24 protein-coding genes, 1 pseudogene and 1 riboswitch are annotated in these 24,202 nt (G+C 41.2%); of the genes and pseudogenes, 21 read left to right on the forward strand and 4 right to left on the reverse strand.

The genetic code is table 11. The features are described from left to right. Positions 1-8: 8 nt before the first annotated feature. Positions 9-926 carry an aspartate carbamoyltransferase catalytic subunit gene (locus tag I872_RS03750; RefSeq protein WP_015604819.1) on the forward strand — a complete coding sequence of 306 codons (918 nt, stop codon included), beginning with the start codon at positions 9-11 and terminating at the stop codon, positions 924-926. Between the two features lie 145 nt (positions 927-1,071). Here the strand turns inward: I872_RS03750 and I872_RS03755 are convergent, their stop codons facing one another. Together I872_RS03755 and I872_RS03760 are read right to left on the reverse strand one after the other, a co-directional pair. After that, on the reverse strand, positions 1,072-1,638 hold the full coding sequence (locus tag I872_RS03755; protein ID WP_015604820.1) for a LytS/YhcK type 5TM receptor domain-containing protein: 567 nt from the start codon (positions 1,636-1,638) through the stop codon (positions 1,072-1,074). 4 nt (positions 1,639-1,642) lie between these two features. Continuing rightward, positions 1,643-2,620, reverse strand: coding sequence for a nucleoside hydrolase (locus tag I872_RS03760; protein WP_015604821.1), 978 nt, complete (start codon positions 2,618-2,620; stop codon positions 1,643-1,645). A gap of 121 nt (positions 2,621-2,741) precedes the next feature. Next, a riboswitch (PreQ1 riboswitch) is annotated at positions 2,742-2,786 on the reverse strand. 133 nt (positions 2,787-2,919) lie between these two features. Here I872_RS03760 and I872_RS03765 point away from each other — a divergent pair. The 4 genes from I872_RS03765 (at position 2,920) to whiA (ending at position 6,141) form a co-directional block, all read left to right on the forward strand. Then, positions 2,920-3,300: a RidA family protein gene (locus I872_RS03765; protein WP_015604822.1), complete on the forward strand. Its 381-nt coding sequence runs from the start codon at positions 2,920-2,922 to the stop codon at positions 3,298-3,300. Positions 3,301-3,368: 68 nt separating this feature from the next. Beyond that, a complete protein-coding gene (gene rapZ / locus I872_RS03770) occupies positions 3,369-4,259 on the forward strand; it encodes an RNase adapter RapZ (protein ID WP_015604823.1) in 891 nt (296 codons plus the stop codon). After that, positions 4,256-5,233, forward strand: coding sequence for a YvcK family protein (locus I872_RS03775; protein ID WP_015604824.1), 978 nt, complete (start codon positions 4,256-4,258; stop codon positions 5,231-5,233). Before rapZ ends, I872_RS03775 begins: the two co-directional genes overlap by 4 nt. Then, positions 5,230-6,141 carry a DNA-binding protein WhiA gene (whiA, locus tag I872_RS03780; protein WP_015604825.1) on the forward strand — a complete coding sequence of 304 codons (912 nt, stop codon included), beginning with the start codon at positions 5,230-5,232 and terminating at the stop codon, positions 6,139-6,141. Before I872_RS03775 ends, whiA begins: the two co-directional genes overlap by 4 nt. 32 nt (positions 6,142-6,173) lie before the next feature. Here the strand turns inward: whiA and I872_RS03785 are convergent, their stop codons facing one another. Together I872_RS03785 and I872_RS03790 are read right to left on the reverse strand one after the other, a co-directional pair. Continuing rightward, a complete protein-coding gene (locus I872_RS03785; RefSeq protein ID WP_015604826.1) occupies positions 6,174-7,142 on the reverse strand; it encodes an NAD(P)/FAD-dependent oxidoreductase in 969 nt (322 codons plus the stop codon). A 109-nt stretch (positions 7,143-7,251) separates the two neighbouring features. After that, complete coding sequence (locus tag I872_RS03790; protein WP_015604827.1) at positions 7,252-8,568, reverse strand: FAD-containing oxidoreductase; 1,317 nt, start codon at positions 8,566-8,568, stop codon at positions 7,252-7,254. A 192-nt stretch (positions 8,569-8,760) separates the two neighbouring features. On the opposite strand from I872_RS03790, the gene I872_RS03795 reads away from it, so the two are divergent. The 16 genes and pseudogenes from I872_RS03795 to I872_RS03875 all read left to right on the forward strand — a co-directional run bounded on the left by I872_RS03795 (position 8,761) and on the right by I872_RS03875 (position 24,194). Then, positions 8,761-9,117 (forward strand): DUF1304 domain-containing protein, encoded by a 357-nt coding sequence (locus I872_RS03795; RefSeq protein ID WP_015604828.1) that lies wholly within the window; start codon positions 8,761-8,763, stop codon positions 9,115-9,117. 112 nt (positions 9,118-9,229) lie between these two features. After that, a complete protein-coding gene (locus I872_RS03800; RefSeq protein ID WP_015604829.1) occupies positions 9,230-9,607 on the forward strand; it encodes a BlaI/MecI/CopY family transcriptional regulator in 378 nt (125 codons plus the stop codon). A gap of 149 nt (positions 9,608-9,756) precedes the next feature. Beyond that, positions 9,757-10,377 (forward strand): hypothetical protein, encoded by a 621-nt coding sequence (locus I872_RS12205; protein WP_231913995.1) that lies wholly within the window; start codon positions 9,757-9,759, stop codon positions 10,375-10,377. A gap of 180 nt (positions 10,378-10,557) precedes the next feature. Then, positions 10,558-11,130 (forward strand): annotated as a pseudogene (locus I872_RS03815) (class I SAM-dependent methyltransferase). 13 nt (positions 11,131-11,143) lie between these two features. Next, a complete protein-coding gene (locus I872_RS03820; RefSeq protein WP_015604832.1) occupies positions 11,144-11,767 on the forward strand; it encodes a Type 1 glutamine amidotransferase-like domain-containing protein in 624 nt (207 codons plus the stop codon). A 173-nt stretch (positions 11,768-11,940) separates the two neighbouring features. Further along, complete coding sequence (locus I872_RS03825; RefSeq protein WP_015604833.1) at positions 11,941-12,309, forward strand: hypothetical protein; 369 nt, start codon at positions 11,941-11,943, stop codon at positions 12,307-12,309. 13 nt (positions 12,310-12,322) lie between these two features. Then, complete coding sequence (locus I872_RS03830) at positions 12,323-12,619, forward strand: hypothetical protein (RefSeq protein WP_015604834.1); 297 nt, start codon at positions 12,323-12,325, stop codon at positions 12,617-12,619. A 17-nt stretch (positions 12,620-12,636) separates the two neighbouring features. Beyond that, complete coding sequence (locus I872_RS03835; protein ID WP_015604835.1) at positions 12,637-13,020, forward strand: hypothetical protein; 384 nt, start codon at positions 12,637-12,639, stop codon at positions 13,018-13,020. 35 nt (positions 13,021-13,055) lie between these two features. Then, positions 13,056-13,247: a hypothetical protein gene (locus tag I872_RS11590; RefSeq protein WP_041826790.1), complete on the forward strand. Its 192-nt coding sequence runs from the start codon at positions 13,056-13,058 to the stop codon at positions 13,245-13,247. Then, entirely contained in the window at positions 13,247-14,371 is a 1,125-nt protein-coding gene (locus tag I872_RS03845; protein WP_015604836.1) for a replication initiator protein A, read from the forward strand. The genes I872_RS11590 and I872_RS03845 overlap by 1 nt, the downstream gene beginning before the upstream one ends. A gap of 471 nt (positions 14,372-14,842) precedes the next feature. Further along, on the forward strand, positions 14,843-15,160 hold the full coding sequence (locus I872_RS03850; RefSeq protein ID WP_015604837.1) for a hypothetical protein: 318 nt from the start codon (positions 14,843-14,845) through the stop codon (positions 15,158-15,160). Between the two features lie 253 nt (positions 15,161-15,413). Then, on the forward strand, positions 15,414-18,020 hold the full coding sequence (locus tag I872_RS03855) for an SEC10/PgrA surface exclusion domain-containing protein (RefSeq protein ID WP_015604838.1): 2,607 nt from the start codon (positions 15,414-15,416) through the stop codon (positions 18,018-18,020). A 144-nt stretch (positions 18,021-18,164) separates the two neighbouring features. Continuing rightward, positions 18,165-18,740 carry a hypothetical protein gene (locus I872_RS03860; RefSeq protein ID WP_015604839.1) on the forward strand — a complete coding sequence of 192 codons (576 nt, stop codon included), beginning with the start codon at positions 18,165-18,167 and terminating at the stop codon, positions 18,738-18,740. 40 nt (positions 18,741-18,780) lie between these two features. Further along, positions 18,781-20,013: a MucBP domain-containing protein gene (locus I872_RS03865; RefSeq protein ID WP_167320507.1), complete on the forward strand. Its 1,233-nt coding sequence runs from the start codon at positions 18,781-18,783 to the stop codon at positions 20,011-20,013. 13 nt (positions 20,014-20,026) lie between these two features. Beyond that, entirely contained in the window at positions 20,027-23,710 is a 3,684-nt protein-coding gene (locus tag I872_RS03870; RefSeq protein WP_015604841.1) for an SspB-related isopeptide-forming adhesin, read from the forward strand. 70 nt (positions 23,711-23,780) lie between these two features. Beyond that, on the forward strand, positions 23,781-24,194 hold the full coding sequence (locus tag I872_RS03875; protein WP_015604842.1) for a hypothetical protein: 414 nt from the start codon (positions 23,781-23,783) through the stop codon (positions 24,192-24,194). The last annotated feature ends 8 nt before the right edge of the window (positions 24,195-24,202 follow it).

The following is a 24,202-nucleotide window of genomic DNA, read 5'->3' on the forward strand; positions in this document are numbered from 1 at the left end:
ATAACATCATGTCATCAAATCAAATCGCACTTAAAAATCTTGTATCTATGGAACACCTTACGAACGAAGAAGTAATGGCTTTGATCAAGCGTGGAATTGAATTTAAAAACGGCGCAAAGGTCCAGTATGATGAGCAGCATATCATTTCGAATCTTTTCTTTGAACCTTCGACTCGGACTCACAAGGCTTTTGAAGTAGCTGAATTAAAACTTGGGTGTGACCTGCTTGACTTTGATGTCAAGACAAGCTCAGTCAATAAGGGAGAAACCTTGTATGACACGATTTTGACTATGTCAGCTCTCGGTGTTGATGTCTGTGTTATCCGTCACCCCGAGGTGGACTACTATAAAGAATTGGTCGAGAGCCCAACGATTACAACTTCCATCGTAAATGGTGGTGATGGTTCTGGTCAGCACCCAAGCCAAAGTTTACTTGACTTGATGACAATTTACCAAGAATTCGGTCATTTCGATGGTTTGAAAGTAGCTATCGCTGGTGACCTTGATCACTCACGTGTAGCCAAGTCTAATATGCAAATCTTGAAACGTCTTGGCGCTGAGCTCTTCTTTGCTGGTCCAGATGAGTGGAGAAGTGCGGAATTTGCTGATTATGGTAAGTTCGTAACCATTGATGAAGTGATTGACCAAGTGGACGTGATGATGTTCCTTCGTGTGCAGCATGAGCGCCATGACTACAACTCTATTTTCTCTAAGGAAAATTATCATAAACTTCATGGGTTGACGCAAGAGCGCTATGATCGTATGAAGGATACCGCTATCCTGATGCACCCAGCGCCTGTCAATCGCGATGTAGAAATTGCGGACCATTTGGTTGAAGCTCCAAAATCTCGGATTGTAGAACAAATGACAAATGGCGTCTTTGTCAGAATGGCTATCATTGAGGCTGTTCTCAAAGGACGAAATTAATCTCAAATGTAGCTTGGGAGTAGGATTGGACTCTAGAAGGGTCTGCCTATTCCTTTTTTAAACTTAATCTTAAAGACTTATAAAAAACAAATGTTAAAATCAAAAGAACTACTCGAAATTATATTTTCTGAGTAGTTCTTTTGATTTATGCATTGCTGGATTTTGCAAAGATTCTTGGGATGACTTTTTTGAGTTGTGGGATGAAGACGAGACTGACCCCAATAACGATGAGTCGGTCTGCATAGTCGGTTAGAGCTTGGACGATGATGGTGCTGGTGACCAAATCTAAGCCTAAACCGTGTAAACCCTGAACGATAATACTAGAGCCGCTTGGGGTAATTCCTTTGAAGACAATGACGGTAATCAGAGAGGCCAAAGCAGTAGCTGGCAGGGAAACTAGAAATGTTTTCCAGAGAAGATTTAGTCTTGGTTTTGAATCAGAAGTGAAAAAGACTGAGACGAGCAGAGCCAAAAGAATGGCTACTGGAGAGAAATAAATAGCAGAAATGTCTGTTGTAAAAGCGCTAATAAGAGCACTGGCAACCGCAGTTCCTACTCCGAAAATAGGTCCTAAAACAAGGCTGGCTAATATCGTTCCAAACGTATCCAAATAAACAGGAAGTTTTAGAAAAAGTGCGATGTTGGCACCAACATAGTTTAGAGCGATGCAGATAGCTGTAAATGTAATGGTAAATGGTGATGTTTTTTTCATAATCTTATCCTAAATTTAAAGTTTCTATATCTTGGCAGATGATTTCCTTTGAAATGTTGAGTATCACGGAGAGAAAATCCTGAAAGAAGAGGTGGGTGTTTACTTGGGTCAGTACCTTGGCATTGACTTCCTTACCATAAAAATTATAGGCATCAACTAGCGTTTGTCCCACGGCAATGCCTTCCGTTGCGAGGTCTACGAAGGAGTCAAAGCCTTGACAAAGGTCTTCATGCAGGAAATGGGCAACAGCCAACGGATCGTTGATGACACAGCCGATGATATGCTCATACTCCCAATGAAAATCCCAGTAAAAACGAGTGATTTTTCCGACAAAGTCAGCGACTTCAGGATTGATAAAACGCATATATTCCAATAGATTAGGCGTCAAGACAATCTTTCGAGTGACATCTAGACCGACCATTTCAATCTTTTTTTCAAGTTTTTCGTAGGTTTCTTGGGCTGCATGTGGATCGCACCAGTAGTTGTACTCCGCTACGGGTGAGCAGTTGCCATGCGATTTGTAGCTGCCTCCCATGCTGACAAATCGGTCTAGATGTTGCCCAAGGTTAGGATTTTTCCTAAGAGCCAAGGCAATATTGGTCAAAGGTCCTAGTGCGATGATAGAAGTATTCTTATTGGTTTGGAAGTAGTCTGCCAGAAAGTCATAAGCAGCTTGTGGCTGGGCTTGGGTGGAACTGCTTCTTGTTATCCCGCTTTCCCCCAATCCATCCATGCCGTGGGTGTCCTGAGCAGAGACGAAGTCACGAACCAATGGCTTGTCGGCTCCTACATAAACTGGAATATCTAGCCGATTCAGCCTTTCTAGGATTTTAAAGGCATTTTCAAGACCAAGTTCCACTGGGACATTTCCAGCAACTATGGTCAAAGCCATGACCTCTAAGTCAGGGTGTTGCAGGGCATAGAGCAGGGCTAGGCTGTCGTCTATGCCAGGATCGCAGTCAATAATAACTTTTCTTTTCATAGGTCCTCCTTTTGAGAAATAAAATAAGGCTGAAACCTCCGTCTCAACCTCTCAGTTAGTTCTGCCAAAGCGGCAGGACACCAGAAAAAACTATGCGCAATTACATTACTTTAGAATATAAGGGTACTTAGTTTTTTATACTGGGAAGTTTGCGAACCAGTCCAAAACAAGTGTTTTGAATTATGCATTTACTATCATAATGAAAAATCGCCTAAAAGTCAATGGGAAGGGGGACAAGAATAGTCAGTCTTTTGACTTTATGATATAATAAGTAAGATAAAAGAAATGAGGAGAATACAATGGCAAAAATAGTACAAACAGATAAAGCACCAGCAGCAATCGGACCATACGTCCAAGGAAAAATCGTTGGCAACCTTTTATTTGCAAGTGGTCAGATTCCTTTGTCACCAGAGACAGGAGAAATTGTAGGTGCAACGATTGAAGAGCAGACTCAGCAGGTTTTGAAAAATGTAGGAGCCATTTTAGAAGCAGCTGGAACAGATTTTGACCATGTGGTCAAGGCAACCTGCTTCCTAAGTGATATCAATGATTTTGTTCCATTTAATGAAGTCTACAAAACAGCCTTTAAGAGCGAGTTTCCAGCTCGTTCGGCAGTAGAAGTGGCTCGCTTACCTCGTGATGTTAAAATCGAAATTGAAGTCATTGCCGAGATTGTGTAATAAATGCTTGGGGCTGGGAAGTTTCCCATCCCTTTTTAGAAATAAAATGTTAGACGAAGGGAGAAAGAATGGCTGAACACAAGATTCAATTAGTGATTGTGACAGGAATGAGCGGTGCTGGAAAGACAGTTGCTATCCAGTCTTTTGAGGATTTGGGCTATTTTACCATTGATAATATGCCACCGACTCTAGTACCAAAGTTTTTGCAGCTGGTCGAAGGAACCACTGACAATGACAAACTGGCTCTGGTTGTTGATATGCGGAGTCGTTCCTTCTTTTTGGAGATTCAGGATATTCTGGATGAGCTGGAAAGAAGTACGGAAATTGATTTTAAAATTCTATTTTTGGATGCGGCTGATAAGGAATTGGTGGCTCGCTATAAAGAAACCCGACGAAGTCATCCCTTGGCAGCTGACGGGCGGATTTTAGATGGAATAAAGCTGGAGCGTGAACTCTTGGCGCCTCTGAAGAACCTCAGTCAAAATGTCGTTGATACAACGGATTTGACGCCACGGGAGCTTAGAAAAACGATTTCTGAACAGTTTTCCAATCAAGATGAAATGCACAGTTTCCGCATTGAGGTTATGAGTTTTGGTTTCAAATACGGCTTGCCTCTGGATGCAGACTTGGTCTTTGATGTGCGTTTCCTGCCAAATCCCTACTATAAACCTGAGCTGCGTAATCAAACAGGATTGGACAAGGATGTCTTTGACTATGTCATGAACCATGCGGAGTCTGAAGAATTTTACCAGCATTTACTGGGTCTGATTGAGCCGATTTTGCCGGGCTATCAAAAGGAAGGCAAGTCCGTACTGACCATCGCGGTCGGCTGCACGGGCGGACAGCACCGTAGCGTAGCCTTTGCGCAACGTTTGGCGGATGATTTAGCAAAAAACTGGCCAGTCAATGCCAGCCATCGCGACAAAAATCGTCGGAAGGAAACGGTGAACCGCTCATGAGAAAACCAAGAATCACAGTCATTGGTGGCGGCACAGGAATCTCAGTTATCTTGGACAGTCTGCGGAAAAAAGAAGTGGAAATCACAGCCATTGTCACAGTAGCAGATGACGGCGGCAGTTCTGGAGAGCTGCGGAAAAATATCCAACAGCTGACTCCTCCGGGTGATTTGCGAAATGTTTTAGTAGCCATGTCTGACATGCCAAAGTTTTATGAGAAGGTCTTCCAGTATCGCTTTGCCGAAGGAGACGGTGTTTTGGCAGGTCATCCTCTGGGGAACCTGATTATTGCAGGCATTTCCGAAATGCAGGGCTCTACCTATAACGCCATGCAGCTTCTGACCAAGTTTTTCCATACAACAGGTAAAATCTACCCCTCAAGCGACACTCCGCTGACTTTGCATGCTGTGTTTACAGATGGAACGGAAGTTGTCGGTGAGAGCAATCTAGCTAGTAAGGCTGGTATGATTGAGCGGGTCTATGTGACCAATACCTATGATGATGAAAAGCCTGTTGCCAGTAGAAAGGTGGTCCAGAGTATTTTGGATAGCGACATGGTGGTACTGGGGCCGGGTTCCCTTTTCACCTCCATCTTGCCAAATCTCGTGATTGAGGAAATTGGTCAAGCCCTCTTAGAGACCAAGGCAGAAGTGGCCTATGTCTGCAACATTATGACTCAACGCGGCGAAACCGAGCACTTTTCAGACAGCGACCATGTTCAAGTCTTGCATCGTCATCTGGGCAAAAAGTTCATTGATACTGTCTTGGTCAATATAGAACCGGTCCCGCGCGAGTATATGAATAGCAATAAATTTGATGAATATTTAGTTCAGGTTGATCATAATTTTCGAGGGCTGCAGGAGCAAGTTCCACGAGTCATTTCCTCGAATTTTCTTCGTTTGGAAAATGGCGGAGCTTTCCATGACGGAGAGTTGCTTGTTGACGAATTGATGCAGATTATACAGGTGCGCAAATGAGTTTTACAGTGAAGGTAAAAGAAGAGCTTTTAAGCTTATCTGTAAAAGACAAAAACGAGTTGGCTGCCATCATCAAGATGGCTGGTAGCTTGGGAATTTCTTCGTCTGGCCTTACCTTATCCATTTCAACAGAAAATGCTAAGATTGCCCGCCATCTCTATGAGCTGTTGTTGGAGCTTTATCAGGTCAAGTCAGAAATTCGCCACCATCAGAAGACCAATCTGCGCAAGAATCGCGTTTATACAGTATTTCTGGATCAGAAAGTTGAAGAAATCCTTTCTGATCTGCACTTGGCTGACTCCTTTTTTGGTATCGAGGCAGGGATTGACAAGGCTATTCTGTCAGATGACGAAGCCAGTCGCTCCTATCTGAGGGGAGCCTTTCTTGCTAGTGGTAGTATGCGGGAGCCAGACTCGGGCAAGTACCAGCTGGAAATACTGTCCGTTTATCTGGATCATGCTGAGGACTTGGCTGCCTTGATGCGGCGTTTTCTGCTGGATGCCAAGACCATTGAGCGCAAGAAGGGGGCTGTTACTTATCTGCAGAGAGCTGAGGACATCATGGATTTTCTCATTGTCATCGGTGCTATGGAAGCCATGGCTGAGTTTGAATCTCTTAAGCTCATGCGGGAAGCGCGCAATGACCTCAATCGCGCCAATAATGCGGAGACAGCGAACATCGCTCGCACGGTCACAGCCAGTATGAAAACCATCAACAATATTGCCAAAATCAGCGATAATATCGGCATTGAGAGTTTACCTGTAGACCTGCAGGAGGTTGCTCAACTTCGTATCCAGCATCCGGACTATTCGATCCAGCAGCTAGCTGATAGTCTGAGCCGGCCTCTAACTAAGAGCGGTGTCAATCATCGCTTGAGAAAGATCAATAAAATCGCAGATGAATTATAAAAGCTGCTGAGCTTAAGCTCGGCAGCTGTTTTTTATAGGCTTGTAGAATGTTTGGGTTGGACTTTTTGATCAGGATAAATATGGTTAATGGCATTGTTGACAGCAGTAGGTGCCTCACCGTGCCCAGTCGCAATTAGGTCAATTTTCCCCTCGTAGCTACAGCAGTCTCCGGCTGCATAGATACCTGGTACGGAAGTTTCCTGCTTGCTGTTGACCAAAATCTTGTGACGGTTGAGCTCCAAGCCCCAATCTTTGAGATTGCCGACAGAAGATTTAAAACCGTAGTTAACAAAGAGATGATCCAGAGGCAGAAGCTGGCTTTCTTCTCCTTTGACTTTAATGATTTCCAAGTGGGTTATCTTGCCGTTTTCGCCGACCAAGCGACTAGGAACAAACGGTGTCTTAATTTCAACGCTAGAAGCCTTGAGTTCTTCCACACTATGCTCTAAAGCCCGAAAGTTGTCCCGACGATGAACCAGACTGGTTTCTGCAATCTTTTCAAAAGCTAGCGCCCAGTCAACAGCCGAGTCGCCGCCACCCAGAACAACAACCTTTTTGCCAGCGTACTGGCTGATGTTTGAAACGTGATAGTGGAGGTTGCTGTAGGCTTCAGCATCGTCTAGCTCCAAGGCCCTCGGTTTGAAGGCGCCGCCTCCCATGGCGATAATAATGGTTTTGGTCTGATGCTGGGCTTTAGAAGTCGTAATGGTGAAGCCATCATCAGATTTGACGATATCCAGCACTGTTTCATTGAGGCAAATCTCAGTCTGGAAAGTTTCCAGCTGCTCAATCAGACGCTGAGTCAATTCTTCGCCAGTCAAATTAGTAAAGCCCGGCACATCCAGAATCTTCTTCTCTGGGTAGAGAATGGCCGGCTGACCGCCCAGCTGAGGCAGAGAATCAATGATTTTCACCTTGGCTTGGCGCAAATGAGCGTAAAAAGCTGCGAATAGGCCAACTGGACCGCCGCCGACAATCGTAATATCATACAGTTCAGACATAATTTCCCTCAATCTTTTAAAATAAACTAGGATTATTGTATCACAAAAATAGGTTGAAATGTAATTAAATTTTTGTAGGTATTGTAAAAGCCCCATCAGGGGCTTAACATTAGATAGCAAATAAATCATTGAGGTTTTCAGCCAGCGTTGGGTGGGTGAAGATTTGCTTGCTCAAGTAGGTATAAGGAATCTTATTATCCATGGCTACAGTCAGGATATTGATAATTTCCTGAGCCCCTGCTGAGAAGATTGTTGCCCCAACAATTTCCTTGGTCTCTGTGTTGACAACGGCCTTGAAGGCACCGCGTAAGTCAGCATTGACATGTCCGCGAGGCATTGCTGCGACTGGAATCTCCTTAACTGCAATCGGCAGTCCTTGCTCTTTGGCTTCCTTTTCGGTCAATCCGATTTGAGCCAAAGGCGGTGTGATGAACATGCTGGTAGGGACGTTTTTACGGTCTTCCAGTGTGTAGCTTCCGTCACCAGCCAGATAGCTATAAAGGATACGGAAGTCATCCAGTGAGATATAAGTGAACTGCAGACCGCCATTGACATCACCCGCTGCAAAAACTCCAGGTACAGATGTTTCCAAGTGTTTATTGACCTTAATAGCGCCGCGCTCTGTCAGCTCGATATCTGTATTTTCCAACTGCAGTGGCTCAACATTCGGCTTACGGCCAGTAGCATAGAGCAGGGCATCAAAGCGGAATTCTCCATCCTCTGTCACAACCACAACTTCATCACCATCATTTTTAATCTGCTTGGTTTGTACATTTTGCAGGAGCTGGATTCCGTCTTCTTCCATGTATTGCTTAGCTAGAGCAGCGATAGAAGGCTCTACTCGAGGGAGAAAGAGCGGAGCAGCATCTAGCACAGTCACCTGACTGCCCAATTTGTTGTAGAGTCCAGCGAATTCTAGGCCGATGTTACCACCACCCAGGACTCCCAAGCGTTTAGGAAGTTCTTTCAGATTTTGGATGCCAGTTGAGTCATAGACGTGCTCGGTTTCAGTCAGTCCTGGAATTGGTAGGACGTTGGAAACAGCACCAGTATTGATGACAATAGTCTCAGCAGTCAGTTCCTCTTTTTCATCGCCAGCTGTGATTTCGATGACCTTATTTGAAAGGAAATGAGCTTCTGCATCAATGATGTCGACGCCAGCGCCACTGATTGCTGCGTAGTTCTTCCCGTTGAGACGGCTGGTTACAGCGTTCTTTTCAGCCATGACTTGGTCGAAAGCCAGGCCTTTTTCAGCTGCGACAAGCAGGGTCTTGGTTGGGATACAGGCGATATTGATACAGGTTCCCCCATACATAGCCTTGCTTCGCTCAATCAAAGCAACTTTTTTTCCTTGGGACGCCATTTTGGCTGCCAATGTTTTACCGGCCTTACCAAAGCCGATGACAATTAAATCATAGGTTAACATAATTTACCTCCATTTTTCAAAAAGATTGTATCATATCTAGTCGGAAAATGCTGAATTTTGCTACGCCTATTTTAAAAATGCAGTTTAGAGCATTTTAATACACTTTGTCCATTTTATTGGAACCAAATTTTAGCGCTTTTTCTTGCTCTATGTTATACTTGATCCGTCATAGATTTCTATAAGGAGAAGGAAATGTCTATTTTTACACTGATTTTGGCAAGTTTGGTTGCCTTGGAATTTTTCTATATTATGTACTTAGAGACCATCGCAACGACTTCAGCTACGACAGCACGGGTCTTTGGTATGTCTCAAGAGGAGTTGGAGCAAAAGTCGGTCAATACCCTTTTCAAAAACCAAGGAGTTTATAATGGTCTGCTGGGGATTTTGGTTTTAATTGCGACCTTTGTGCAGCCTAATCCAGTTTGGCTGGGAATTTTTATGGTTTATATCATCTTGGTAGCGGCTTACGGTGCAGTTACCAGTGACCCAAAAATCCTGTTCAAGCAGGGTGGTTTGGCAATGTTGACTCTGCTGAGTTTATTTTTCTAAAAAGGAGCGGGAAATAGCGATTTCCAGCTCTTTTTTTACATAATGATTGACTTTTTTATTAGACATATGTAGAATAAAATTAGAAGAAGACTTTAGAAAGTATGGAAATATAATGAATCATTCAATTAAACGTTTACCAGATGGTGAATTTGCCATCTTAAAGATTATTTGGCATTTGCCAAGTCCAACGACTTCTGCTCAAATTATGGAAAAGCTGGGTGAAGATAACCATTGGAAGCCTCAGACCTTGTTGACAGTCTTAGCTCGCTTGACGGAAAAGGGTTTCTTAGAAAGTGTTCGAAAGGGGCGTGAAAGGCAGTACACGGCCTTAATTTCAGAAGATGAGTACCTAGAGGTAGAAACGTCAGACTTTTTGAAGCGCTATAGCGGACATTCCATGGGTGGCTTTGTCAAGACTCTCTTTTCGTCCAATTCTTTTTCAGAAAATGAGCTGGATGAGCTACGCAATTTACTGAATCAGAAAGAGTAAGATGAGGTAGCAGCCATGAAACAGTTCCTTTTGTCTTTCCTCTTAACCAGTCTATCAACGTCGATCTTGGTTCTGCTGCTGAGCCTGCTTTTGTAGCTCTTAAGACCAAAATTTCAGTCAAGGTCAAGTATTTTATCTGGTTTTTAATCTTGCTGAGTTTTCTGTTCCCATTCCGTCCCCAGTTCGGTTCTGGCTTTATTCGTCTGAGTACTGGCGGAACTGTTCAGACAGCCGTTAGAGCTAGCCAGACAGGAGGAGGGCAAGTTGCCTCTCAAGTGACCGAAAAAGCGAGCCAGGCTAATCTCTGGGAGTCTTTTCTAGGTCTGCCTTGGTTTGAAATATTCTTTGTTATCTGGCTGCTTGGTTGTGCATTTAACCTAGGTAAGTATGCCTATTCTTATATCCGTTTCAAAAGGATGTTGCAACGTTGGGGGACAGAGGTTGCGGACGAAGAAACTTTATTCCAGTTGCATTTGATCAAAGAAAAGATGGGATTTAGTTCGGTTAGTCAAACCAGACGTTATGTCCAAATTCAGTTTCCAGCTGAATTATACTATGAAGTCCTTTTTGAAGCAATCTTTGAAACAGCCTGCAAAAGCTTTGAGTTGACCTCTGTCCAGTCAGTTGACAATAAGTTTATCAAGTTGGACTACGTGGTTGATTTGAAACCAGATGTAAGCGACCAGCGCCTCATCCAACGCTTCTTACGCTATGAGAAGATTAAGAATATTTCCTTCTCGAAAGAAGCCAAAAAACGAAAGACCTTGTAAGGTAGAAAACAGTCGTTTTGAATAACTTGCATCCCAAAAGTTATCTTTTGGGATGCAAGTGTTTTGTTGATTGATTTAGCTGTAATCTCTCTAAAAATGGTATAATGTAGCTATCCAGAAGTGGAGGATTGAAGAGTGCTTCATATAATAATTATCATTTCTATCATACTTTTATTACTCATGTTTCATTCTTTGATTCAGCAATCAAAGAACCCTTCAGGTTTTCTAGGAAAATGAATGATGAAATTGTGGAATCGAGCCTATATCCCCATGTTTGTATGGGCAATTCGTCATCTGGATAGGACATTTTACCCTGTAATCTTAGATGTAGGAGTTGAAAATGGTCGTTCAACCATTCTACTGAAAGAAACCTTTCCGCGAAGTACTGTAACTGGAATCGATATTTCAGATACTGCAATAGCTCAAGCCAAACAGATAGGAATGGTCAATCTAAATTTTGAACGAAGAGACGTTAGAGAGACAGGCTTTTCTGATGAAAGTTTTGATTTGATTACAGCTTTTCAAACACATTTTTATTGGCAAGACCTAGATGCTTCTTTTATAGAGCTTCGAAGGATACTCAAATCAGACGGGATGCTCTTACTAGCTTGTGAATATAACAAGCTATCTTATTTTTTACCGAAATTTCAAAGAGAAGAAGTATTTAAACGATTCTTGTTATCAATAGGTTTTGAGCTCGTAACAAGTCAAAGAAGGGGATCGTGGATCCTTTATAAAATTGTTAAAAACTAATGGAGGTACAATCATGAAACAATTATTTTTATGTTCATATTTTGCTGGTGTCAAGGATCTTTTTAGTGATTATGCAAAGGAAAAGAATTTAGAAAAAAAGGTTTTATTTATTCCTACCGCTGGGAACAAAGAGGACTATACTGCCTATATCGATGAGGCTCAGCAAGCATTCAGAGATTTAGGCTTTGAGATAGAGATTCTGGATATTGCTTCTTGTGATCGAGAAATCGCGCAGGCAAAGATTTTCCAAAGTAAGATTCTTTATGTCTCAGGCGGAAATACATTTTATTTATTGCAAGAATTAAATAAAAAGCAACTCCTACCTCTTATCAAAGAACAAATACGAGATGGGTTGGTTTATGTGGGAGAATCAGCAGGGGCTATTATTACAGCCAAGGATATTGACTACAATAAACTCATGGACGACAAGACGGTAGCGACAGAGTTATTTGATACAGCAGGATTGGGTGAAGTAAATTTTTATATCCTTCCACATTATGGTGAGGAGCCTTTTACTGATAGTAGTCAGAAGACCTTTGAAATGTATAAAAATCAGTTCAGTTTAATGCTAATAAACAATTCCCAAGCCGTAATTGTAAATGGTGAAGAAAGAGAAGTCGTTTCTGAACAGACTTAAAATAAATTTCTTTTTGCTATTATGATGTTCATTCTAATAATTTGTTGCTTTTAAAAAAGAAAGTGAAGATAATATAAGTTTATGGCAGGTAAGTGTCTAGAGTTTTGAGGTAGATAAAAAATAAAAAGTTGTTGAGTAGTCAACAGCTTTTTTTGTGTTTTTGGGAGGTATATGTGTCAGATAATATTGAAATTATTATGAATATTGATACGTTAGAAATTTTTGATGTTATAGATCTTGATAAGAGCGAAGATATAGTAGATTTTATTCCTGAAGAAAATTCTGATGTGAACGTATCTCAATATGATTACCTTGATAGAGTTTGGCTTGGAAATGGCTATTATTATAAACCTTCTAGTGTTATCTGGGAGATTACGAAAGATGATGTCATTCATCAACTAAAGCCTAGAAATAAACATGGCACTTATCCGTACTCCAGAACAGCAAGAGATAGGACTTGGGGTCAATCTAGTCAATTGACTCAGGATGAAGCCTTGTGGTTGACTCTAGAGTTTAATCCAGAATTGATGGAATATGTCTGAAAGGAAATAAGGAATGTTTGGCAAGAAAGTATTGGTGGCATGCTATATTTATAGCTTTGATTATTCAAAAGAATCACTAGAACTTAATGAATTGATGTTTAGGAGTGTCCCAGTAAAAAAACGCTGGGGAAAGTATTTTTTACTTAGTCTTGGTGATCGTGAAGATTTCGGTTTATCTGTATCAAAAAATGATTTTGAAAAAGTCTTGAATAAAGGTTGTTATTATATCGTATTTTTTGAAAATCATTCTAGACAAAACCCATTTAAAGCTTGGAGATTATTCAATAAATACTTACAGAATGAGGAATAGAGGGGTTAATTAAGCAAATGAATATATCAGAGTATTTTTTAAAAAACACCAATTCATATGAATTAGTAAAAACTAAATCATATGAATTGACGGCCATTATTTTCGGCAGTCCCTCAACACCTTTCAAGACGGAATTTGGGACATCAATGTTTGATGATTATTTTAAAAATGGACAGCAGTTCTATAAAAACATCTTATACTACTGTGCCTGTGAAACCCTCAGAAATAATCGGAAATTACAAGAATTAACAAAAAAAGATACTCTTATCAATGAAAAAGATGGTGAGTTATGGATGGCTATACCAAAAGAAGTTACAGATACGATTATTGAATTCTATGATTATCTGATTTCTAATGACGAAAGACTAAAAAATGATCGTCTAAGTTGTAAAACTAGATAAAGGACTGTCAACTGTTCAAAAAGAAAGGATTACTTATGAAACATCACCAAACAAAGGTCTCAAGGTTGACTAGAGACGTAATGATTTTAGATTTGATGAATACAATGGGATGGACTAGAAGCCGTGCTATTGCAGCTATTGCAGCTATTGAAGAGTTAGAGCAAACTCATCTTGTTTATTTTCCTGAAGCTGGTGGCTTGAGGTTACAAGTTGTAGGAGGATACTAATGGCAGATATCACGATTGATCAACTAGCTACTTTAACTTTTTATCAAATTCCAGAAATCTTTTTCACTCGTATTCAACACAATGAGAACGGCTATGTCAAATTGACTAGTTCCTACACGAGTCTTTCATCTGATGCCAAGTTAGCTTATGGGGCTCTCTATAATCGTTGTAAATTAAGTATCAGTTCATTCCAGAAGGGGAATAGAGATTACGTTGATGAAAACGGAGCGGTCTTTCTAATTTTTACAGTTTCTGACTTGATGTTACTACTTGATAAGGGAAAGATGAAGGTTACTAAGATCAAGAAAGAACTGCAAGAACATGGTCTCTTACGGGAAGTTAGGCAGGGACTCAATAAACCAAATAGACTTTATCTTCAGCTAGTAGATGCTAATTTAGAAATAGTGGAGCACTATTCAGCTGATGGTGAGTTACTGAAGAGGGTTAATGCTTTTGGTAAAGTTCTCTATGAAAAAGTACCCCAAAGCATTGGTAATAGCGAAAGTATCAAAAATGGACGTCCGCAAAATGGACTTCAAAACGTCCACGAAGCGGACGGAATAAATACAGAGAGGAGTCAGACAGAGTCCTCATACGATACTAATCGATACGAGGGCGAGTCATCTTTATCTGGTTTATCAATTTCTGAAGCATTTAAAATGGGGCAACATGGTTTTCTTTCTCCTAAACTAGTTCAGAAACTCAGTTTATTTGGAAAAGATGCAAAAATTCTTGAAAATAAAATCTATCAAGCAAAACGTCAAGTTGAGAAAAATTACAACAACCTCTTAGCTGATCAGGAAATTTATGGAGAGGTTTGGCTACAGGATCTTGAACGTGAGCTTGATAAATTGATTTTCAAAATCAAAACAGGAGAGGCTGAAGGAAAACCAATCCAGAATGTCCCAGCATACTTTTACAAAATGATGATTCGTTTTTGGAAAATGGTTCTACTCATCGAAAAAGAACAGGGCTTTATGGAGGTATCAGGACAAAGTGAGTACGCTAGAAAATTCCCTGATGAGTGTCCTAGTCTGATTGCACGTTATTATCCAGACAAACTATCAGAGATGAAACTGAATAAATATCTAGCTGAGTTGTCTAAGGACACAACAACATGTTAAAAGAAAGAGAGTTAATTTTATGGGATTGTTTAAGCTAGGGTTAATGATTATATTCGTCATCTGTTTATTATTGCTTCTTTGGTTGTGCTATTGGAGAAATTATAAAGGAAGCTGATACTGCTTCTTTGCTGGATGATGAAGAAAGATCCGAATCGGAATAAATTTAGTAGAGTTGAACTCATATTGACCTGAGCAAGTCGTTAAACTACTTATGTTCTTTGAAAATTGAATACCCCCACTGTCCCGATTAGCGCAGTCTAGGCATAAAAAGAAGAATAGGGGCGGTGTGTAACTAGAAAGTATATCTAGTGCTGACTGCATCATGGAAAGTCACGGTTGACTTGTCCCGTAAGACGAAAGAGTTTGCGATTCCTAAACTATAAATCGTGCGCAAAAAACACAGTAGAGATGCTACGGCATCAACTCGGCATGGCTGTAAATCAGCCTTTGATTCAAATAAAGGAGGACAAGATGGATCAAATAAAATCAACTAGTGAGGTCACACTCACTGATTTAAGACGACTAGGTTTACAAGGTGATGCAACTGCACGCCTCGTAAGTGGTGAAGAAGTTAAGTTAACCAGTAAGCATGGTTTAATTCCTAAAAAAGGTTATGTGGCAGGAAAACTTCAACCAGTTGAAATGGTTGCGGAATACTCAAAAATTTATAATGAAATCCGGACAATCAAACGTGGTGATGTTTTAGTTGCTAGACGAATCAAACAGGGAAATAAAACAATCTTGCAGCTAACTGGTAAAGGCTATCATCGACCTATCGTTAAAACTTAACAGATAGAGTCCTCATCTATCTGTTTTAGGGAGCAAGGAAATGCTTCTTTGTTGCTGAAAGCAGATAGGTGATGTTATGAAAAGGAGAAGAAATGAGTATTGTCCAACTAATATTTTCAGTTATTCTTCTAGTATCGGTTATTCTGGTCTATGTGACTTTTGCATTGATGCGAGTGTCCGGTGATATTTCACGAGAACTAGAAGACTATTCACACAAGCAATATTTTAAGTAATTATCAAAAAGGAGAACAAAATGGAAATCATGAATGAAGTTAAGAAAGTTGTATTAGCTGGTGCAATTTTAACAGGAGCTGTTAGTGTAGCTAATCAAGCCCTTGCGGAAGAGGTGAAACCTTTAGAGCCAATATCAGCTAGTGAACAGAAGGCAGTTGAAAAACATTCCGAAGTAACTGCTACTGATGTGGCTATCTCACAAGCGCAAGTTGATAAGGCGGACTCAGCTGTTAAATTCCAAGAGGAAATCACAAATGCAGCTCAGGCAGAGGTGACTTCTGCTGAAAACACAGTCAAGGAAATCAAAGAAGCGGTTACTCAGGCAGAGGAAGCCGTTAAGGAAGCTACTCCTGAAAATATCCAGCAGGCAAAAGATAGTGTAGCCGCAAAAGAGGGTGCTCAGAAGCAAGCTCAAGATGATTTGAAAACTGCGGAAGCTACACAAAAACAAGCTGAAAAAAGTGTGACTGGTCAGGAAGCGAAAGTTACCGAAGCTACAAGCAAGCTGGCTAACAAAGAGGGAGAAGTGACAGATGCAGAGCAGGTCGTAGCTGAAAAGCAGGCTATTCTTGATGGAACAGGAGTTGCAGACGTTGTTGCCAAAGCTGAAACTGCTAAACGTAACTTAGAAGCCAGCAAAGAGGCAGTTTCACAGGCTCAAACAGAATTAACGACTGCCAAACAAGCTGATGCTCGACGTGTTTCCGAATTGGAACGTGCTGAAAGCGAGGTAAGAGCTACAGAAGCAGATAAGCTGACGAAAGAACAGACATTAGCTCAGGCAACTGCACAGGCGGATCAAACTGAAGCTCAGTATCAAGCTGCTAAAGAGAAGCTATCTAAGGCTCAAAGTCTGCTGGATAGCTTGAAAACTGGCTCTATCACCTATCCTGATGGATATGCTGAAGCTTTAAAAGCCTACTTCAACAATCCCACAGAAGAAAACTCAAACAAACTGCAACAAATTGCCAAGAAAGGCATGATTGCTGCTGGCTTTGGCTCGCCTGATGGAGGTAAGACTTATTATAGCAATCCAGCTTCTCCATTTAAACCAAGCGAAGCTGATAAGAAGGTGCTGATTTCCGATGTCAATAATTTATCATCCGAGGTTCAGGAAGCATTGGCTGCATTTAATACACAACTGATCAATGATTTCCGTCGGTTGATGGGGACGGATGATATTCCAGTCCTGGTCAATCGAGATATGCAAAAGGTTGCTCAGAAAGCGACTCAGCTGTCTACTAATCAATACGGACATGATCAGGATGCTTTAAATACTGCCGCTAAAGAAGTCGGACTGGTTCAAGGGAACCAAGGTTTGCTCTCGGAGAATATTGGGTATCAAAGCCCGAGTGATGTAGTGACACTAGCTGATCTGAAACAACAAGCTTACAATAATCTGGTTATGATGATGTTTTACGATAAGCATGCTGATTGGGGTCATGCCCTAAACTTTGCAGGTCTGGATCGTGAGTCAGTAGTGTTGCAGTATATTGGTGTAGCAACCCGGAAGCTAGATCGTGGGTTAATGGCTATGCACTATGTGGGTACCGATGCCAAAACGATTGATTTGCTGAAAAATCGTCTGCATCAGGATGTTAAAGTTGACACTAAGAACAACGTGCCTAGCATCGAGGATCAAATTAAAGCTGCTCAAAAGTCTCTAGCACAAGCACAGACAAGCTTTACTGCTGCAAAGGGTGCTAATGAGGCAACACAAGCTAAAAAGGCACAAGCCCAGACAACCTACGAAGAGGCAAAATCTTTTGCTGAAAAAGCAGTAGCTCAGCGTGCTGCTATTCAAAACACAGCCTTAAAAACACCTGAAGCGGAATTAAAATTAGCTCAGGCAGAAGCAGAACTGACAAAAGCTGACTCAGAAAATAAAAATGCTCAAGCAGGGTTGGCTCAACTGAATGCGGATGTTCAGGCTAAAAGGAAAGTACTTGAGGCAGCAAAAGAAAAGTTGGCCGAAAAACAAGCTGAACGGGAAACATTGAATGAAGCTCTAATGGCTGAAAAAACAGTATTGGCAAGGAAACAAGCTGAGCTTGTTAGAACGAAAGAAGTCGTTACTAATCATCAAAAAGCACTCGAAAAAGCTCAAAAGGACTTGAAAGCATCAAAAGAACGGGTAGAAATCTTGCAGAATGCACCTGAAATTTTAGAAAAGGCAAAAACAGCCCTTGCGAGTGCTCAAGAAGTACTGAATGAAAAGAAATCAGCGCTTGAAGTAGCACAAGCCAAACTAGAAGGTGCAAAAGCAGTTCAAAGCAAAGTAGTTGCAGCTCACAAAGAGTTGGTATCTGCTTATCGTACATATCTGGAGGCAAAGCTAGAAGCGGAGCATCAAGAAAAACTAGCTGCCCAAAAGGCACGTATTGAGCAAGCTGGAGGAAATCCGGTTGCAGTGGTTCAAAATGGCAAGATTGTGAAGTATGTGCAAAGACAAGCAAATAATCAGACAACGAAAGTTACTAATCCGGTTTATCAAGCTCCTGCTGTGTCTGGATCAACTGGCTTGCCTAAAACAGGTGAAGAACTTTCAAGCCTTGGGCTGTTTGGTGTAGTAACTATTTCACTTTTAACTTTGTTGCGAATCAAACGAAAATCTGAAGTAAATTAATTTGGCTAAAGTCATCAAGGTTTCTTGGTGGCTTTTTAATTGGAAAGAGGAAGAAATGAAAATTGTACGTTTTAGGGCGAGAGCTCCTTAATTATATGTCGAAAGATGCTAAAACTAGAATTTAATCAATAGAAAGGTGACACTATGAAAAATACATTCAGCTATAGAAAGTATGGTAAAAATCTATGCTCTGTAGCACTAGGGCTAATTGTAATTGCTACAGTTGGTTTGGGAATGGTTAAAGCAGATGAATCTAAAAATAATTCTTCGGATAAGTCAGCTGTGACCGCAAAAACTGATCAGAAGAGTACCGAATCCTCGAAGTCTGATGATCGAAAGCCAGAGCTTAATAAGTCTGATAAATTCAAGGATTTGGAAAAGACTAAAATCGCAATCGAGAAAGTCAAGAAAGACGCTCCTAAGATCAAAAATCCTAATCCAGATGCTACGGATCCCAAACAACCGGAATTTAATCCAGAAGTAAAAACTACTGAGAATACAGTAGAAAATGGAGTAGATAAAACAGGGAGCAACGAGCTGAATTTTAAAGCTCAAGCGCCTACTAATACTAAGACTGAAAGTACTGTAGCTCCGCTTACCGTAGACCATGTTTACGATGGTTCTAGTTCGTATGCTGGTAAGTTAAAAGACTCTCTACGTTTGAGTAAGAAGATTATTGAGGCTAACAGTCCTGAAGGGCAAAGTAGAAGAAATGGATAAGTCTTTCGCAGAATGGGCTAAGGGAAGAGCGAAGACATTTATGTCAGTCGTTAATCGTAACCAGGTTACTGATAACGACACTAACTCTAATCGCTCACTAGAACAGATGCGAGAGTTGGGACATCCAAACATCTACGATATGACTGGTAAAGATCCTAAAGTCGTAGATGCTGAGGTAGTTAAACAGTTCTTAGAAACGGCCACTGAAAAGGTGAAAGTAACCAAAGGAGAAGATCAAACAGCTAAGATCACTATTGGTGGTGCAGGAATCGAAGTCACAAAGGCTACTTTGAAAGGTAAAAATGTAAATGAGGAATTAGCCGTCAAAGATGGTAAGGTGGATTTCTCTAAAAAGGTTCCAGATGGGGACTATACAATTTCATATAATTTTACTGGTGTAGGCACAGTCACTGCTTCTGTCTTACTGGATGGGAAAGAAGCAGCTAAGAAAATGGACTCTCTCAAAAATGAAGGTGGAGCTGTGACAGCTGATTTTCGAACAGTAGATGGGAAAGAAATCCCTGGAAAAAGTAATGTCACGATTTCTGAAGCAGGAAAGGAAATTGGCAATGATTGGCAAGCTCCTGAGGCTCAGAAGGAGCTGACGGTAGACGGAGATACTTATATTCTCACTGGAAAACCAGAAGCAGAGGCTGGTAAAGTCACAAAAGATACGGTGACACTGCACTATATCTATGAGAAAAAGCCGGATGCTAAAAAGGTTTATTCTTTAAAATTCAAGGTTCTGAATGCTTTAACGAATGAACAGATTGATCAGGATATTCTTGTGACTAAGGGATTTTCCGGAGATGTTTATGAAATTAAGCCTCCAACTGTTGATGGATTTGAGGTTACTCTCAAAGAAGGCGAAGAGAAAGGGAAGTTTGCAGAAAATGACCTTTTGCTGACTTACTTGGCGCATGAAAAGGGAGAGGAAGTCAAAGCTATCTTCGTCAATGAAAAAGGGGAGGAAGTTAAGAAGTCTGAGATTGTTTCTAAGGCTGGTGCCCTCGTAGGTAAAGATTGGGCATTTGCTTCTGATATTGACACAGAACTTACTGTTAAAGATACGACCTATGTCTTGAAGGCAGTCCCAGAAAAATTGGAAGGAAAGGTTTCTTCTGATAAACAGACACTCAAGTTTATTTATAAGGAAAAAGAGAAGCCTACTGATCCAAAGAAACCAGAAGAAAAACCAGCTGAACCGAAGAAAGAAGAGCCTAAGACATTGCCTAAAACAAGTGCAGTTAAGGCTTCTTCTGTTGCAAAATAGAAAAGGAGAATGAATGAAATCAAATCTTGATACAAAGGCCTACGGGTCTATCAGAAAAACAAAACGTTGGGGAACCTGTGGTGTGATTCTTGGTCTAGCTGCTCTGATGGGAACGGCTCAGATTGCGCAGGCAGATGAGGTGACAGATGCAACACCAGCAGCCGTTGCCAATACCGCATCTAACTTGAAAGACTCACAGTCAGCGCCAACAGCTGAAAATCAAGCTGCTATCCAGCAAGCAAATCAAGCAGAAGGTTCTGTTTCCTTGTCTAACAACACAGGAACTCTTGAGGAGGCAGTAGCTAAAGCTCAAGCAGAAGGTGTCAACGTGGTAAAAGATGCCACAGTGGATAAAGGAGTAACAACGAATCTTGAAGCGACGCAGCAAGCTCAATCTGAAATTGCAGCAGCTCAAAACGAGCAGAAGAAGCAGATTGATCAAACGACTTCTGATTATGTGAGTCAAAAAAAGAAACAAAAACAGGTAGCTGATACAGCTATTGCTAATAATAATGCAATCAGAGCTGAGAACCAAGCGCTTCAGGCTGCGTATGAACAAGCGAATGATGCAGCTGAAAAGACTCAGGAAGAATTAAAGAAGACCAAGGAAGCGGTGAAAAAGGAATTCCCAGATGCTAAAATCACCGAAACAACGAAAAGCATTACGGTAGATCCAAATTCCAAGGCTTCTTATGATCAATATAAGCAGGCCGTGGCCGCTGTCCAAAATGCCAATCAACAAGCTGTTGCAGACCATGCTGCTAAGGTGAAGAAGGATGCTCAGGAACTTGCCGAACGCAATAAAAAAGCAGAGCAAAAGCTGCTTGATAAAAACAAAGAAATTGAGGCTGAAAATCAAAAAATCATAGATGACCAGAAACGCTATGAGAAAGAATTAGCTGAGGCTGAAAAGAATAAGGCGAAGGATGGATATGCAACTGAAGTTATCAAAAAATTCTTGATTTTTGGCCGTGAAAATACGAAGAATGCTAGACTGGTTAGTGTTTCAGGTGTGGAATATGCATCGATTAAGAAAGTAGATTCCTTGCCTGGTGACTGGACTAAACAACTTCGTCAAAATTGGGATAGCTCAATTACTAGCGATCCTTCTGAGGCTAGACGAGCTGGGAATGGGCAGATCTATGGTCGTATTCCAAGTGGTGGAACTGCTGTAGCTAGGTACGAAGGGCTAGACGCTTCTTATGACGGCAAAAAAATAGTAGCTGTGGAATATCGCTATACACCAAAATCTCCGTACAAAGTCAATGCACACTTTGAAAATGACCCTATTCGGACTATTTCAATCGGTCATGATCAAGTAGATAAAGATATAGAAGTTGAGATGGAAGTCCGTTATTATGGTGAGGATGGGAAAGAAATTCTTCCTGAGAAAGGGAAACCATTTACGTTCTCTGCTGCTTCCATGAATTCCTATGGTGAGGGAACTAGTCACGTTGAGTTTGTCCGTTTGTCATCGGGAAATAAATTTATTCCAATTAATGGCAGCTACGTTAAGCAGCACGGAGATTTGTTGTACTCGAAAACAAACTTGGAGGACGGAACGGTTGGAGCATGGGATTCTTCCGAAAGTCCTAGAGCTTATATTGGCGCAGGGATTATCTCTACCGAAGGACGTATTAAATTTTCATTTGGGGTGAAAGTAAATGGTCAAAATGGTACACCCTCAGAGTGGTTTGCATTTAATACAGACTTTGCGACTACAACAGTAACTCCGCCAAGTCCAAACAAAGTGAGACCGACTCCTCCATTTACTCCGGAAACTCCAAAACCTTCTGAGTTGAATTTGCAGACGGTTGCTTTGCCTCCTAAGCCACAGCCTAAACCGGAAGAAAAGGTTCCAGGAAAGCCACAGCCGCCAACGGTACATTACAACGACTACAAGTTGTCAGCGCAACCACAGATTAAAAAATCTGTCCAGAATGCGGATGGTGTGGATGTTGATGGGAAATATGTGGCTAAGAATAGCCTAAATAAGTGGATTCTCAACGTAGAAGCTCTTCCTGCTGGTCGCCCTAAGACGACTAGTCTGATGGCGGTTGATCCTACTCCAAGTGGCTTTAAACCTGAAGTCGATCTGATCAAGAAGGACAATCCAAATTGGGATATTGCTTTTGATCAAAACAATAAACTCACCCTTAAAGCAACAGAACCTTTGCTGAAGGCGGTTAATGGGGATCTAAGTAAGGCTTATAAGATCGCTCCATTTGTTTATTGGGGAAGACCGCAGAATGATGCGGCCGACTATGTAAACGGCTTTGAGCTGGTAGTAAATGGCGGGAAGGATGAGGGCGGTTATACTCGCAAGAGTAATATCGTTAAAATCTCAACACCAGGGAAAAAGAATCCAGACCCTAATAATCCAAACGATCCGAAGAATCCAGATCCGACTAAGCCAAATACTCCCAAGGATCCAAACCGTACCGCAATTCAACCTGAAAAGCATAATTATAATGCCGAAGGTAAAATCGTAGATGGAAAGGCTATGGCTCCTGAAGCGACCAATCACTATGTGTCTAAAATGACTAACCTTCCATACAAGGGAGATCAGTCAGCTAAGGAAGCGATTCAACGTGGCTTTGGTTTCATTGAGGATTATCCGGATGAGGCGGTAACTCCACTGGAAGGCCAATTCAAGGTTCGGGATGCTGAAGGAAAGGAAGTAAATGGGCTTAAAATGTACCATGTGCTTTCTAAAGATTCTTTGACTGGTTCACTGAATAAGATGGTAGAAGATTCTGGTATTTCTCCAACAGGAGCTTTCTATATGTGGGTGGCTGAGAAGCCGGAAGAATTCTATCAGGCCTATGTTAAGAAAGGGATGGATTTGTACTTCCATACCCCGATGAGAAATAAAGCTGGTTTTACTGGCGAGTACAAAAACCAGGTGCATCAGATCCAGTTCGGAAATGGTTACTATTCGAATATCGTTAAGAACCATGTTTCTATTCCAAAACCAGACAAGGTTAATAAGGATAAGGCTGGTACGGTGATCAATGGCAAGACCTTGACTCCAGACACCGTTAACTACTATGAAGTGAAGCTGGACTACTCTAAATATAAGGGAATTGAGCCGGATAAGGCCTTTATCAAAAAAGGTTTCTTCGGGGTGGATGACTTCCCAGAAGAAGCACTGGACATTGATCAGTCAGGAATTCAGATGCTGGATGAAGACGGAAAAGAAGTTAAAGGACTTTCTTCTAAGATCTACTCTAGCCTGGCAGAAGCACCAGAAGAGGTTCAAAAAGCATTTAAAGCTAAGAACAAATCTCCGAAGGGTGCCATTCAAGTCTTTAGCGCAGATGATCCGGAAGCTTTCTTTGAATCTTATGTTAAGACTGGAAAGGTCATTACCTTACGAGTTCCAATGAAGATCAAGAAAGAGTTTGCGGAAAAAGGTGGCGAGTATCAGAATACAGCTTATCAGATTGATTTTGGTCAGCTGTATGAAACACCAACGATCATTAATCAGGTTCCAAAACCAAATCCAGAACCAAAACCGGAACCAAAACCGGAACCAAAAACTCCTGAAGGTCGTCCTCAACAACCAATTGTTACGACAGAACGGAGCTTGCCAGCAACAGGGGAACACGCTTCTGCAGAATTGCTGCTGGCTGGTTTGGCAATGGCTGGTGCTGCTGGCTTAGTCTATGGCAAACGTAAGAAAAAAGAGGCTTAGAAAGCTTTAAGCTCCTTTAAATTAATCTATTTTATGGTATAATAACGGTAAATCGTGAAGGAGAAGCATTATGAAATTTGGGAGTGATTTTTCTTGGTTATGGGCTGCTATTTTTAAAATCTTTACGGCTCCCTTCTACTTGGTTCTTTGGTGTATCAATGTTGTGAAATCTGTTATCGGAATGTTTATTTTCTGGATTATCGCAAAGATCTGTGTGACAATCGTATTGATTGGGGGATTAGCGATCATACATCATCTATTCAAATTTCCAAGTGAAAATATTATTGATAATATTTTTGGATGGTTTACGCCCAATATATTAGGAATGTCTCATAATTCGCTTGTTACTTCTGGTCAAATAATTGATGCGCCAACAGGATCAGGCATCTTTTTCCCATATCCACACATTGAGGTTCCGATTATAATTGTGCTATCCCTTCTAGTAGCGACTCTCCGGACGATTTATCGTGAGGAATTTGATTGACTTTAAAA

Origin of the sequence: Streptococcus cristatus AS 1.3089 (assembly GCF_000385925.1) — a bacterium.
In the GTDB taxonomy this organism is placed as follows: domain Bacteria; phylum Bacillota; class Bacilli; order Lactobacillales; family Streptococcaceae; genus Streptococcus; species Streptococcus cristatus_B.

What these genes read in the sequence shown, in the direction of transcription:
- I872_RS03765 (WP_015604822.1), top strand. Translation starts at nt 2,920, where the DNA reads ATGGCAAAAATAGTACAAACAGATAAAGCACCAGCAGCAATCGGACCA.
- I872_RS03820 (WP_015604832.1), top strand. Translation starts at nt 11,144, where the DNA reads ATGAAACAATTATTTTTATGTTCATATTTTGCTGGTGTCAAGGATCTT.
- I872_RS03835 (WP_015604835.1), top strand. Translation starts at nt 12,637, where the DNA reads ATGAATATATCAGAGTATTTTTTAAAAAACACCAATTCATATGAATTA.
- whiA (WP_015604825.1), top strand. Translation starts at nt 5,230, where the DNA reads ATGAGTTTTACAGTGAAGGTAAAAGAAGAGCTTTTAAGCTTATCTGTA.
- I872_RS03875 (WP_015604842.1), top strand. Translation starts at nt 23,781, where the DNA reads ATGAAATTTGGGAGTGATTTTTCTTGGTTATGGGCTGCTATTTTTAAA.
- I872_RS03855 (WP_015604838.1), top strand. Translation starts at nt 15,414, where the DNA reads ATGGAAATCATGAATGAAGTTAAGAAAGTTGTATTAGCTGGTGCAATT.
- I872_RS03800 (WP_015604829.1), top strand. Translation starts at nt 9,230, where the DNA reads ATGAATCATTCAATTAAACGTTTACCAGATGGTGAATTTGCCATCTTA.
- I872_RS03755 (WP_015604820.1), bottom strand. Translation starts at nt 1,638, where the DNA reads ATGAAAAAAACATCACCATTTACCATTACATTTACAGCTATCTGCATC.
- I872_RS03865 (WP_167320507.1), top strand. Translation starts at nt 18,781, where the DNA reads ATGTCAGTCGTTAATCGTAACCAGGTTACTGATAACGACACTAACTCT.
- I872_RS03830 (WP_015604834.1), top strand. Translation starts at nt 12,323, where the DNA reads ATGTTTGGCAAGAAAGTATTGGTGGCATGCTATATTTATAGCTTTGAT.
- rapZ (WP_015604823.1), top strand. Translation starts at nt 3,369, where the DNA reads ATGGCTGAACACAAGATTCAATTAGTGATTGTGACAGGAATGAGCGGT.
- I872_RS03845 (WP_015604836.1), top strand. Translation starts at nt 13,247, where the DNA reads ATGGCAGATATCACGATTGATCAACTAGCTACTTTAACTTTTTATCAA.
- I872_RS03760 (WP_015604821.1), bottom strand. Translation starts at nt 2,620, where the DNA reads ATGAAAAGAAAAGTTATTATTGACTGCGATCCTGGCATAGACGACAGC.
- I872_RS03860 (WP_015604839.1), top strand. Translation starts at nt 18,165, where the DNA reads ATGAAAAATACATTCAGCTATAGAAAGTATGGTAAAAATCTATGCTCT.
- I872_RS03775 (WP_015604824.1), top strand. Translation starts at nt 4,256, where the DNA reads ATGAGAAAACCAAGAATCACAGTCATTGGTGGCGGCACAGGAATCTCA.
- I872_RS03750 (WP_015604819.1), top strand. Translation starts at nt 9, where the DNA reads ATGTCATCAAATCAAATCGCACTTAAAAATCTTGTATCTATGGAACAC.
- I872_RS03850 (WP_015604837.1), top strand. Translation starts at nt 14,843, where the DNA reads ATGGATCAAATAAAATCAACTAGTGAGGTCACACTCACTGATTTAAGA.
- I872_RS11590 (WP_041826790.1), top strand. Translation starts at nt 13,056, where the DNA reads ATGAAACATCACCAAACAAAGGTCTCAAGGTTGACTAGAGACGTAATG.
- I872_RS03870 (WP_015604841.1), top strand. Translation starts at nt 20,027, where the DNA reads ATGAAATCAAATCTTGATACAAAGGCCTACGGGTCTATCAGAAAAACA.
- I872_RS03795 (WP_015604828.1), top strand. Translation starts at nt 8,761, where the DNA reads ATGTCTATTTTTACACTGATTTTGGCAAGTTTGGTTGCCTTGGAATTT.
- I872_RS03790 (WP_015604827.1), bottom strand. Translation starts at nt 8,568, where the DNA reads ATGTTAACCTATGATTTAATTGTCATCGGCTTTGGTAAGGCCGGTAAA.
- I872_RS03785 (WP_015604826.1), bottom strand. Translation starts at nt 7,142, where the DNA reads ATGTCTGAACTGTATGATATTACGATTGTCGGCGGCGGTCCAGTTGGC.